The organism is Bacillus cereus group sp. MG20 (assembly GCF_040459885.1).
Taxonomy (GTDB): domain Bacteria; phylum Bacillota; class Bacilli; order Bacillales; family Bacillaceae_G; genus Bacillus_A; species Bacillus_A cereus.
The window spans coordinates 3,228,750-3,240,419 of sequence record NZ_JARVHF010000001.1 but is presented as its reverse complement, the minus strand read 5'-3'; the positions used below and the strand labels follow the sequence as shown (position 1 = coordinate 3,240,419).

Here is an 11,670-nt window from a genome sequence, read left to right as displayed (position 1 = left end):
CCAAAAACATTTACGTTTTTTCTAAGTCCTTCTTCTATTATAAACTATTTTTGGTTATAAAAAATGGGCGCTCGCAAAACGAGCAAACCCATTTCAATTATTTATTGTCTTCTTTAGTAGCTGCAACTTCTTCTCTAGCTTGTCCAGAATTCTTCATGTAGTGAAGTATAAATGTTGCTCCAAATGCTACAACTAAAATAATAAAGAATAGTGTATGACTAATCTCAATCTCGATTAAAGACAGTAACATTTTTGCTGCAATAATTAAGATTAAAATGTATGCTGTCGTTTCAAGCTCTGGAATACGCTCTAACAATTTTAAGAATACACCAGCAATACCACGCATCATTAAAATACCTAGCATTCCGCCTAATAGTAAAATCCAAACTTCATTAGATACACCAAATGCAGCAAGTACGCTATCTACAGAGAATGCGATATCCATTAATTCAACCATCGCAACTGTTCCCCAGAAGACACCAAACATTCTAAAGAGAATACTATTTTGATTCATACCGTGAGCTTCGTCTTCTTCACTTGCACCTTTACGCTTATCAATAAAGTATTTTACTGATAACCAAGCAAGGTAAAGTGCACCAAGAAGTTTTACCCACCATAATTTAATTAAGAACATCCCGATTCCAATCGCAATAAAGCGGAACACATAAGCTCCAATAAGTCCATAGAATAATGCTTTTTTACGTTTTTCTTCCGGAAGGTGTTTTACCATTACCGCTAACACAAGTGCGTTATCAGCAGATAACAACCCTTCAAGTACAACAAGTGTACCTATTAATCCCCAAGATACTGGATCTTGCAACACTTTAATCCACATGTCCAAGTCGAAAAACTGAGCATACGTATCAAGGATTCCTTGCAAAATACTCATCTTACCTTTATCCCCTATTCTTTGCTAGATTTATAGAAAGGTCAAAAAAAGGAAACGAATATCGTTTCCTTTCTATGCATCCAAGCCATACGCTCTTACAAGCGCACCTAAACCACCTTGGAATCCACTTCCTACTGCATTAAACTTCCACTGTCCATTATGACGGTATAATTCACAAAAGACAACTGCTGTTTCGATGGAGAAATCTTCCCCTAAATCAAAACGAAGAACTTCTTCATTCGTCTCTTCATTCGCTAAACGAACAAACGCATTTCCAACTTGCCCAAAGTTTTGACTACGGCCTTCTGCATCATAAATCGTAACTGTAATAGCAATTTTATGAACATCTGCTGGAACCTTCTTCAAATCTACAACAAGTTGCTCATCGTCGCCTTCGCCTTCGCCTGTACGGTTATCTCCTGTATGTAAAACAGATCCACAAGGAGACTGTAAATTATTATAGAAAATAAAATCAGTTTCCTTCGTACATTTTCCGTTTGCATCTAATAAAAAGGCAGATGCATCTAAATCGAAATCTGATCCACCGTCATAAGATTTAATATCCCATCCAAGACCAATTACTGCTTTTGTTAAACCAGGGCTTGTCTTACCTAAATCGATTTTCTGTCCTTTTTGTAATTGAATAACCATCTATATTCACCTCTATATTTTTATCTTTAAAAATATATCCATCGGTATACACGCATTTCACCGATGGATATATAAATCAAATCTATTACTCTACATCTAAACCAAAATTATTACATAGAGACGCTAATCCACCTTGGAATCCACTTCCGATTGCATTGAATTTCCAGTCACCTGCATGACGATATAATTCACCTACTACTACGGCTGTTTCAATAGAGAAATCTTCTCCTAAATCGTAACGAATTAATTCTGCATTCTTTTCTTCATCTAAAATACGTACGAAAGAGTTAGAAACTTGTCCAAAGTTTTGGCTGCGTCCTTCTCCATCGTAAATCGTGATTGTGAAGCAAATACGTTCGATATGTGCAGGTACATTTTTCAAATCTACTTTAATCGATTCGTCATCGCCTTCACCTTCGCCAGTTCGGTTATCTCCTAAATGCTCTACAGCACCATTCGCACCTTTTGGGTTATTATAGAAGACGAAATCCTCTGCACCTGAAACTTTACCGTTAGCACCTACTAAGAAAATACTAACATCTAAATCGAAATCGTTTTGTCCATCATAACGATTCGTATCCCAACCAAGTCCTACAAGAACTTTTGAAAGACCTGGATTCGTTTTTGTTAAGTCTACCTTTTGTCCTTTTTTCAATGAAATTGATGCCATATACAATTCCTCCTCGGTTATTTTATTGATAACGTGATACAATCTCACTTAAGTTTTTATCTTGTGTTCCTTCTCCAACTGCTGAAAACTTCCATTCACTTCCGTGACGATACATTTCACCTGCAATTAGAGTCGTTTTGCCAGCATAATTATCCGATAAATTATAGCGTGCTAATTCTTCACCAGTTTGCGGGTTTTGAATACGAATATATGCATTACGAATCATCCCGAAATCTTGACGACGATTTACACAGTCATAAATATTTACAACGAATACTAAACGATTAATACGGCTCGGAACTTTATGTAATTCTACGAAAATTGTTTCGTCATCACCAGCGCCTTCGCCTGTTAAATTATCTCCTGAATGAATAATACTACCACAAGTAGAAAGTTTATTTCCGAAGTAAACTAAATCATTTTTGTTTAAAAAACGATCTCCTTCTAACATAACAACAGATGCATCACAATCTACATTTGGTTTACTTCCAAATAATGAAGACAGAAATCCACCTGATTGCCCAATTGGATCCCAGCCTAAGCCAACCTGTAGTTTTGCTACTTTTGGTTGTCCTTTCGTTAAATCGATCTTTTGACCTTTTTCTAAAATAATAGGCATGAAGTTTCTCCCTTTCTACAAAGCATTTTCCAAATCGGAAAATATTGTATTCTTCTCTTATATTGTAGCATTATTTACCTAGCGATAAAAAGGATAAATTCTCAGTTATATGAAAACATTCATATAATTTACTTATGATGATGTAAGAAGTGGTAAATAGCACCAATCATTCCTGCACAATTACCGTTTTGTGCAAGTTCAATCTCACAATTATTATAAATCTCTTGATTTAAGTATTTACTGACCTCCTCTTTTACTTCTTTTAAAAACTCATTTCCTCTATCGGTAATTCCTCCACCAATAATAATCGTTTCTGGATTAAAAATATAAGCAAGATTACTAATTCCAATCGCCAAATGTTTAAAGAAGATCCCAACTGCTTGAGCAACTTCCCGATCTCCTTTATCATACAACTCGAAAATTCTTTTCCCATTCCACTCGCCTTTGCCTTTATATTTTCTTACAAGCCGAATTAATCCTGAAATCGAAGCAACCTCTTCAAACGTTTTTCCTTCTATTAACATATTCCCCCATTCACCAGCACTAAATGAATGTCCTCGGTACAATTCTCCATCTATAAAAATTGCTCCCCCAATTCCTGTTCCAAGGGTGAGCATAATAAAGTTCTCTTTCTCTCTTCCACTACCATTCCACTTTTCTCCAAACGCTGCACAATTCACATCATTGTCAATCGATACTGGAACTTTTAATATCTCTTGCAATCTATCAATAATAGGAATAGTACTATATCCCGGAATATGATCCGCACCTCCCGTCATAATTCCTTTATTAATATCAACAATTCCCGTAGTGCTAATACCAATTCCTGCAATAGTATGTTCATTCATTATTTTTTTGGATACATATATAAGTTTTTGAATAATTTGTTCTCCGCCTAAATGAATTTCTGTTGCAACTGTTTTACGCTTTAATACTCTCCCTATTTCTGAAACAATGCCATACTTAATTTGCGTACCGCCAATATCAAACGCTATGTACTCTTTCATCTACTGCCACTTCCTCTACCGTTATGAATGTAAATTCCCCGCCTCTACTATTTGTAGGAAATCTACATTAACTCTTTTCTGCTTTGACAAATACACCACCTTTTTCTATATATAGTTTTTTTTGCATAAAACTCTTTTTCCTAAGAAATATTACAAAGGGATGTATTTTAGATGGAATATTAATTTCTTAGGAGGAAAACCATGACGAAAATCTTCATTTTAGCATCAACACTCTCTTTATCTTTTTTTAGCGGTTTAAATATCGGTAATGCTGCAACTGAGAACTTCCAACCATTAACAAACGCTATTGTACAAAATAGCGATCATTTTGCCGAAGGAAATTTAAAGGATAATAATAAACCTCCAGGAAATAACGGTTCTCAGGACGATAGTGGTTCTGGCGGCAATGGTTCCGGCGGTAATGGTTCCGGCGGTAACGGTTCTGGTGGCAGTGGCTCTGGTGGCAATGGTTCCGGCGGTAACGGTTCTGGTGGCAGTGGCTCTGGTGACAACGGTTCCGGCGGTAACGGTTCTGGTGGCAGTGGCTCTGGCGGCAATGGTTCCGGTGGTAACGGTTCTGGTGGCAGTGGCTCTGGCGGCAATGGTTCTGGTGGCAATGGCTCTGGTGACAATGGCTCTGGTGACAATGGTTCTGGCGGCAGTGGCTCTGGTGACAACGGTTCCGGCGGTAATGGTTCTGGTGGTAGCGGCTCTGGCGGCAATGGTTCCGGTGGTAATGGTTCCGGCGGTAACGGTTCTGGTGGCAATGGTTCCGGTGGTAACGGTTCTGGTGGCAATGGCTCTGGTGGCAATGGCTCTGGTGGCAATGGTTCCAGTGGTAACGGTTCTGGTGGCAATGGCTCTGGTGGCAATGGCTCTGGTGACAATGGTTCTGGCGGTAACGGTTCTGGTGGCAGTGGCTCTCAAGGTGGCAATCGTGTTAAAGGTGATAGCAGTTCTCAGAAGGGCAACGGTTCTCAAGGTGGTAATGTAAAAGATAATACAAAAAAACAAGGTGATAAATTACCTAATACTGCAACGCATTACCCTATATCTATTTTAATGGGTCTTTCAACATTCCTAATTGGTATGTTACTGTTTATTCGTCGTAAAAACGTAAAATAAGAACAACATCCTTCCATCTAAAAAGTACATGAAATACTGTATAAAACCAAAAAGGGCTTTGGATTGCATTTTATTATGCAGCCCAAAGTCCTTTTTATCACCTATCAAAAGAGTATTAATACGCTTTTCCCCAATACACCATTTGTTTAGCTTCTTTACCACAACAAATACATTCTTCAGCTAAATGCTCTTGCTCAAAAGGCATACAACGTGAAGATACTCCCACTTCTTCTTTTAGTTTCTCTTCACAAGCCACTTCCCCGCACCACATTGCTTTAATAAAGCCTTGCTTTTCGTCAGCTACTTTTTTCATCTCTTCGAAATTTGTCACAGCATACGTATTCTCATCGCGAAATGCTTTTGCTTTATTAAATAAAGAACTATGAATTTCTTCAAGTAATGCTGGAATACGTTCTTCTAATTGATCCATTGGTACAAATTCTTTTTCCTTCGTATCTCTTCTTACAAGTACAACTTGGTTCTTTTCAATATCTTTAGGACCAACTTCTAATCGAATTGGAATACCCTTCATTTCATACTCATTAAATTTCCAACCAGGCGTTTTATTACTAGCATCTATTTTTACTCGTGCAACCTTTTGAATATGTCCTTGTAACTCTGTTGCTTTTGCTAAAACTCCTTCTTTATGCTGAGCAATTGGTACAATAACAACTTGCACTGGAGCGACTTTTGGTGGCATTACAAGTCCATTATTATCGCTATGAACCATTATTAGCCCGCCTATCATTCTTGTTGATACACCCCAAGATGTTTGGTGCACATATTGCCATTTACCGTTACGATCTAAAAACTTAATATCAAATGCTTCTGAGAAATTCGTCCCAAAGTTATGAGAGGTTCCTGTTTGAAGCGCTTTTCCATCATGCATTAAACTTTCAATTGTATAAGTTGCCTTTGCTCCAGCAAACTTCTCTTTTTCTGTTTTTTGTCCTTTAATAACCGGTATCGCTAAATAATCCTCACAGAAAGAAGCATATAAGTTTAAAATATTTAATGTTTCAGCCTGCGATTCTTCTGCCGTTTCATGGATTGTATGACCCTCTTGCCATAAAAATTCAGTCGTACGAAGGAATGGTCTAGTTGTCTTCTCCCAACGAACTACTGAACACCACTGATTATATAACTTTGGCAAATCATTATAGGATTGCACAATTTTTGAAAAGTGCTCACAGAATAAAGTTTCAGATGTAGGACGTACACAAAGTCTTTCCGCTAACTTTTCATCCCCGCCATGTGTAACCCATGCTACTTCAGGAGCAAATCCTTCAACATGATCCTTCTCTTTTTGCAATAAACTCTCTGGGATAAACATTGGCATATATACATTTTCATGGCCAGTTTCTTTTAACTTCTCATCCATCACCTTCTGCATATTCTCCCATAAGGCATAACCATACGGACGTAAAATCATGCACCCTTTTACACTTGAATAATCAACAAGTTCGGCTTTTTTTACAATATCGGTATACCACTGCGCAAAGTCCTCTTCCATCTTCGTAATGGCTTGCACTTGTTCTTTTGCCATAGTCAGTCTTCCTCCTTCTAGAAAATACAAAAAAGCCCGCGTCCCTAAATAGGGACCGAGCTTTGCCGGCGTTACCACCCTGATTCATGCACAAAAATTGCGCATGCTCTCTTTTTGATAACGGGAAATTCCCGCTGCATATGCAGAACTCAAAGGCAGGTTCCATATTGCCTTTTTAAGAATCTTTCAGCCTGGCGGATTCTCTCTCTGCTAAAAAGGTTGAATATGTACTAGTCCTTTTTCATCGTTATAACGAAATAAATTTGTTGATTATCATAATACAAATTCTTTTTTAAAACAATAGCTAATTTTCTTATTATTATATATTCTTTTCATTTTTTACAGTTTTATACGTAGCTTTTTCGAGAGATTTTTACAAGTTGATGTGCAATCATACCAATAAGTGTACCTAGTAGAACGAAGAAACCAATAAATCCATATCCCATTCCTTCCCACCCACCAATAACCATCATGGTAACAGGAAATGATGCTAAGCAAAGAAGTATTACAATCAGTGCAAATATAATATCAAACTGTTTGTCTGGAAAACGTTTCTTTAGTAAATATGAAATAGCAAATACAAGGAGAATTGTGATGCCACCAATGATGTAAAATATACCGAATCCATCTAACCAGTCCATACTATTCCCTCCGTCCATAGATTCCCTTATACTTATTATATGTTTAATTTTTCTGAAAATAAACAATAAATTTTATTCAGAAACATATTTTTATTACTAGGTATTAATAGTAATATATAAGAATAGGTTTTATATAATTAGGAGGATTACTTTATGGATAAAGCATTAACGAATCGTGTCATTATTTTATCATTCGACTGTTTATCAGCTTTAGATTTTCCTATACTACAAAAACTACCTCATTTCCAATCTCTAATAAAAAAGGGCACGGTTGTCGAAAAAGTAGAACCAATTTATCCTTCTGTAACATATCCAAGCCACTCAACAATCGTAACCGGTAATTACCCTACCAAGCATGGTGTTGTTAGTAATACGTTACTTCAACCAGGACGTGAATCACCTGATTGGCATTGGTACCGAAAATCGATAAAAGGAACAACATTGTATGATGAAGCGCGTAAAGCAAATTTAACGACAGCTGCCCTTCTATGGCCTGTTACTGGGAGAGCAAACATTGATTACAATTTACCAGAAATTTTCCCCAATAGACCGTGGCAAAATCAAGTATTAGTTTCCTTATTTAGCGGTAGCCCACTATACCAATTAGATTTAAATCGTCGTTTCGGCCATATAAGAAATGGTTTATCACAACCAGAGCTGGATGATTTCGTCCTCGCCTCTGCTGTACACACCATTCAGACGAAAAAGCCTAATGTTATGTTCGTACATTTCACTGATTTAGACACGCAAAGACATTATCATGGCTTTGAATCTAACGAAACAATAGCTGCAATTCATAGACATGATGAGCGGCTCGGGAAAATTATTCAAACTTTAAAAGACAGTGACCTATACGAAGAGAGTACAATTATCGCTCTTGGTGACCATAGCGCTTTAAGTGAAAACAAAGCAATTCAATTAAATGTGCTATTCCAACAAAAAGGCCTCGTATCTATAAATAAAAAAGGGCTATTAATAGATTGGAAGGCCTATTGTCAAAGTTGCGACGGGTCTGCCTATGTATATGTGAAAGACAAAAATGATACGGATACAATTCGAGAAGTACAACTACTCCTTGAAGAACTGCTGCAAAATAAACAGAATGGAATTGAATTTATACTTCATGATGAAGCTGCGAAAGACTGCGGTGCAGATGGTAATTGTTTATTTATGTTAGAAGCGCAAGAGGGGTATTATTTCACTGAAAATTATACAGGAGATTTTATAAAAGAAATTACTGAAAAAGATGTTACGCCTAGTAAAAAATATACATTTGGTACGCATGGATACTCTCCAACAAAACCTAACTATGAAACAATTTTTATCGCTGCTGGAAAAGGAATAAAAACCGGCGTTACCGTCCCGTATATGAGACTTATTGATGAAGGTCCAACTATCGCTAGACTACTCGGTTTACACTTAGGCGAAACAGACGGATCAATTGTAGAGGATTTACTCCAATTGTAAAGAACTGTGTATATATGTAAAAGTTCTGTAAAAATCATCACTGTTTCTCTTTTTATAATTTTTATTTTTGTACACTGTTAGTAGAACAAATTTAAGGGGGAACACTATATGAAAAAAATGTCCAGACAAGAAAAAAGCTGGATATTATACGATTGGGCGAACTCGGTATATTCGCTCGTCATTACAACTGCATTATTTCCAATTTACTTTAAAGCAGCTGCAAAAGAAGCCGGGCTATCTGGTGCAACTTCAACAGCATATTGGGGATATGCAAACTCGTTCGCTACATTTTTAATTTCTATACTTGCTCCTATTCTCGGCACAGTTGCTGATTATAAAGGATTTAAAAAACGATTTTTCACATTCTTCTTTGGACTTGGTATCGTATTTACAAGTATGTTAGCAGTCGTTCCAACATCTCAGTGGTACTTATTATTAGGATGCTATATGCTCGCCTTAGTTGGTTTTGCTGGAGCCAACATTTTCTATGATGCATTTTTAGTAGATGTCACTTCTGAAGATAGAATGGATCGAATTTCTACAAGAGGTTTCGCTTTAGGCTATATTGGGAGTACTATTCCTTTTATCGGTTGTATCGCTCTTATTATTCTTGCTCAAAAAGGAACTATCCCTTTATCAGTTGGCATTGCTAGTCAAATTTCATTCGCGATAACTGCTCTTTGGTGGGGGTTATTTACAATTCCAATGCTTAAAAACGTAGAGCAAACACACTATATTGAGCGTCATCCAAGACCTATTAAAATGAGCTTCAAACGTCTTACTGATACTTTTAAAAATATTAAAGAATATAAAACTGTATTTATGTTTCTAATTGCTTACTTTTTCTATATTGACGGAGTCGATACAATTATTACTATGTCTACAGCTTACGGGACCGACCTCGGTATCAGTGCAACGAATCTATTAATCATATTATTTGTAACACAAATTGTCGCTTGTCCATTTGCGTTACTATACGGAAAACTATCTGAAACATTTACTGGTAAAAAAATGTTATATGTCGGTATCATTATTTATATCATTATTTGCACATATGCTTATTTCTTAAAAACGACACTTGATTTTTGGATTTTAGCAATGTTAGTTGCTACATCTCAAGGTGGTATTCAAGCACTAAGTCGTTCATACTTTGCAAAACTAGTACCAAAAGAATCTGCTAATGAATTCTTCGGATTTTATAATATATTTGGGAAGTTTGCCGCAATTATGGGCCCGGTATTAGTCGGTGTTACAACGCAATTAACAGGAAAAACAAACGCTGGTGTTCTTAGTATTATTGTATTGTTTATTATCGGTGGATTCTTACTCACTAGAGTTCCAGAAAATAATACATCCGTTACACCACCTAGTCCAAAGACTAAAACGCTATAAGAAAAGATCCTCTTCTCATAAGAAGAGGATCTTTTTTATTTTTAACGGTGCGCCTTATAATGAACGACTCTACTGCTTGTACAAAAATAATTTATCAACAGTTGTTCCTAATACTTCAGCTAAACGGAATGCTAACGCTAAGCTTGGATCATATTTATTATTCTCAATTGCATTTATCGTTTGTCTAGAAACCTTGCATTTATCAGCTAATGCGCCTTGTGAAATATTATTTTCAGTGCGTAATTCATAGATTTGATTTTTCACACCATTGCTCCTAACCTGTAAAATTGTTTTTACAACATCAGTATATAATTGGCTCATATAGTTGTCAAAAGTTCCTCAAAGAAAAAGGGAGCAATTTTGCTCCCTTACAATAGTTATTTCGAAGCTAACGAATTTGTTAGTGCCTCTTTATTAGCAACATCTTCTTTTTTTATTTGCATACGTAGAACTGGCCCTATCGCTAATAAAATAAGTGCCATCGCTATACAAAATACAGTAACTAGTGAAGTTAGTTCCTTTAATCCTCCAGCTAGTGAAGTTCCAATTAGCATTGCCCCCATAAACAGTGGTAAAATCGTCCCATTTACTCTTCCAACCATATTTTCTGGTACAAGTTGAATCATAAGCGTACCGACAACAATATTAACACAAGCTAAACAAATACCTGTTCCAAATCTCATGAAACTAGTAATCCAAAATGATGTAGATAGCCCTTCTACTAAAAATGATATCGCTAATATGCCCATACCGAATACAAACATCTTTTTCGGATTCACTTTTGAAGCGAAAATTGCAGCAACAATACCACCGATTAACATACCTATTCCATCAGCTGCTGCTAAATATTGAACAGCTTCTTTTTCCATGCCTAAACGTTCAATTACAAGGAATACTTCTAATGGATTCGTTAATCCAACAGCTAAACCCATAATTGTAAAAGTGATCGTAATCATACGTAAATTTTTCGTGTGAAGAACGTATTTCCACCCTTCTTTTATATCATTTTTTAATGAATCTCTTGCCACTTGCTCTTTTTCAACCCATTTTGGTAAAAATGAAAGGGCGATAGCAGATAACCAAAATAAAATGATTAAGCTATATAGTGACGTAAATAAACCAAGTTGTGTATACACAAGCGATCCTACCACTGGCCCAAAAATTAGAAATAATGACTGTAATGTTTGGTTAAATGCAATCGCATTTGCTACCTGTTCTTCTTTTACATAGCGCTTAAATATACGCGAAGATGAGGGCTGAGAAAACTGACCTACAATCGCGGAAATGAGTGTTGCAAAAAATATAGCCTGCCAATAATCCAGCTTTAACAACAGGACAATTCCTATAATAGACAGTACACTCAACACATCTCCAGCGACCATTGTTCTTTTCGGATTCCAGCGATCTGCTAATGCACCACCAATGAACGAGAAAATAAAGATAGGTGCATACTCCATGACAGATAATAGAGACACTGAAACTGGATCATTATTCGTTCGCTCCATTATGAAATATAAAAGAGCCATATTTCTGATCCAAATTGCAAATTGTTGTAAAATATCAGATGCCATAACGAGCATAAATGCTCGGTTTTTAAATAAAGCTTTCACTTTCATTCCCCTTCCATAAACCGACCGTTCGGTCTATTTTTTTTGTAAGAAAA

General features: G+C 36.4%; 12 protein-coding genes and 1 other annotated feature. Of the genes, 3 read left to right on the top strand and 9 right to left on the bottom strand.

Going from position 1 to position 11,670, the window contains the following annotated elements:
- Window positions 1–97: 97 nt before the first annotated feature.
- The 5 genes from QCI81_RS16620 to QCI81_RS16600 form a co-directional block, all read right to left on the bottom strand.
- Window positions 98–889 carry a TerC family protein gene (locus QCI81_RS16620; protein WP_000025704.1) on the bottom strand — a complete coding sequence of 264 codons (792 nt, stop codon included), beginning with the start codon at window positions 887–889 and terminating at the stop codon, window positions 98–100.
- Between the two features lie 72 nt (window positions 890–961).
- Complete coding sequence (locus QCI81_RS16615; RefSeq protein ID WP_000236649.1) at window positions 962–1,540, bottom strand: TerD family protein; 579 nt, start codon at window positions 1,538–1,540, stop codon at window positions 962–964.
- An 85-nt stretch (window positions 1,541–1,625) separates the two neighbouring features.
- Entirely contained in the window at window positions 1,626–2,210 is a 585-nt protein-coding gene (locus tag QCI81_RS16610) for a TerD family protein (RefSeq protein ID WP_000146729.1), read from the bottom strand.
- Window positions 2,211–2,232: 22 nt separating this feature from the next.
- Complete coding sequence (locus QCI81_RS16605; protein WP_001121586.1) at window positions 2,233–2,829, bottom strand: TerD family protein; 597 nt, start codon at window positions 2,827–2,829, stop codon at window positions 2,233–2,235.
- Between the two features lie 128 nt (window positions 2,830–2,957).
- Window positions 2,958–3,836, bottom strand: coding sequence for an ROK family protein (locus QCI81_RS16600; protein ID WP_053565339.1), 879 nt, complete (start codon window positions 3,834–3,836; stop codon window positions 2,958–2,960).
- Window positions 3,837–4,037: 201 nt separating this feature from the next.
- Between QCI81_RS16600 and QCI81_RS16595 the strand changes: the two genes are divergently transcribed.
- On the top strand, window positions 4,038–4,961 hold the full coding sequence (locus tag QCI81_RS16595; protein ID WP_353810855.1) for an LPXTG cell wall anchor domain-containing protein: 924 nt from the start codon (window positions 4,038–4,040) through the stop codon (window positions 4,959–4,961).
- 115 nt (window positions 4,962–5,076) lie between these two features.
- Here the strand turns inward: QCI81_RS16595 and proS are convergent, their stop codons facing one another.
- Both proS and QCI81_RS16585 read right to left on the bottom strand, forming a co-directional pair.
- Window positions 5,077–6,507 carry a proline--tRNA ligase gene (gene proS, locus QCI81_RS16590; RefSeq protein WP_071731308.1) on the bottom strand — a complete coding sequence of 477 codons (1,431 nt, stop codon included), beginning with the start codon at window positions 6,505–6,507 and terminating at the stop codon, window positions 5,077–5,079.
- 47 nt (window positions 6,508–6,554) lie between these two features.
- Window positions 6,555–6,761, bottom strand: a binding site (T-box leader).
- A 93-nt stretch (window positions 6,762–6,854) separates the two neighbouring features.
- Window positions 6,855–7,148: a YesK-like family protein gene (locus QCI81_RS16585; RefSeq protein ID WP_000383860.1), complete on the bottom strand. Its 294-nt coding sequence runs from the start codon at window positions 7,146–7,148 to the stop codon at window positions 6,855–6,857.
- Window positions 7,149–7,301: 153 nt separating this feature from the next.
- On the opposite strand from QCI81_RS16585, the gene QCI81_RS16580 reads away from it, so the two are divergent.
- Together QCI81_RS16580 and QCI81_RS16575 are read left to right on the top strand one after the other, a co-directional pair.
- Window positions 7,302–8,615 (top strand): alkaline phosphatase family protein, encoded by a 1,314-nt coding sequence (locus QCI81_RS16580; protein ID WP_071731309.1) that lies wholly within the window; start codon window positions 7,302–7,304, stop codon window positions 8,613–8,615.
- Between the two features lie 108 nt (window positions 8,616–8,723).
- Complete coding sequence (locus tag QCI81_RS16575) at window positions 8,724–10,007, top strand: MFS transporter (RefSeq protein ID WP_071731310.1); 1,284 nt, start codon at window positions 8,724–8,726, stop codon at window positions 10,005–10,007.
- A gap of 69 nt (window positions 10,008–10,076) precedes the next feature.
- Here the strand turns inward: QCI81_RS16575 and QCI81_RS16570 are convergent, their stop codons facing one another.
- Both QCI81_RS16570 and QCI81_RS16565 read right to left on the bottom strand, forming a co-directional pair.
- Window positions 10,077–10,328: a helix-turn-helix transcriptional regulator gene (locus QCI81_RS16570; RefSeq protein ID WP_002023181.1), complete on the bottom strand. Its 252-nt coding sequence runs from the start codon at window positions 10,326–10,328 to the stop codon at window positions 10,077–10,079.
- 56 nt (window positions 10,329–10,384) lie between these two features.
- Window positions 10,385–11,617 carry an MFS transporter gene (locus QCI81_RS16565; RefSeq protein ID WP_023520985.1) on the bottom strand — a complete coding sequence of 411 codons (1,233 nt, stop codon included), beginning with the start codon at window positions 11,615–11,617 and terminating at the stop codon, window positions 10,385–10,387.
- Window positions 11,618–11,670: the final 53 nt, after the last annotated feature.

Coding starts and splice junctions, on each gene's coding strand:
- QCI81_RS16620 (WP_000025704.1), bottom strand. CDS start 889: ATGAGTATTTTGCAAGGAATCCTTGATACGTATGCTCAGTTTTTCGAC.
- QCI81_RS16615 (WP_000236649.1), bottom strand. CDS start 1,540: ATGGTTATTCAATTACAAAAAGGACAGAAAATCGATTTAGGTAAGACA.
- QCI81_RS16610 (WP_000146729.1), bottom strand. CDS start 2,210: ATGGCATCAATTTCATTGAAAAAAGGACAAAAGGTAGACTTAACAAAA.
- QCI81_RS16605 (WP_001121586.1), bottom strand. CDS start 2,829: ATGCCTATTATTTTAGAAAAAGGTCAAAAGATCGATTTAACGAAAGGA.
- QCI81_RS16600 (WP_053565339.1), bottom strand. CDS start 3,836: ATGAAAGAGTACATAGCGTTTGATATTGGCGGTACGCAAATTAAGTAT.
- QCI81_RS16595 (WP_353810855.1), top strand. CDS start 4,038: ATGACGAAAATCTTCATTTTAGCATCAACACTCTCTTTATCTTTTTTT.
- proS (WP_071731308.1), bottom strand. CDS start 6,507: ATGGCAAAAGAACAAGTGCAAGCCATTACGAAGATGGAAGAGGACTTT.
- QCI81_RS16585 (WP_000383860.1), bottom strand. CDS start 7,148: ATGGACTGGTTAGATGGATTCGGTATATTTTACATCATTGGTGGCATC.
- QCI81_RS16580 (WP_071731309.1), top strand. CDS start 7,302: ATGGATAAAGCATTAACGAATCGTGTCATTATTTTATCATTCGACTGT.
- QCI81_RS16575 (WP_071731310.1), top strand. CDS start 8,724: ATGAAAAAAATGTCCAGACAAGAAAAAAGCTGGATATTATACGATTGG.
- QCI81_RS16570 (WP_002023181.1), bottom strand. CDS start 10,328: ATGAGCCAATTATATACTGATGTTGTAAAAACAATTTTACAGGTTAGG.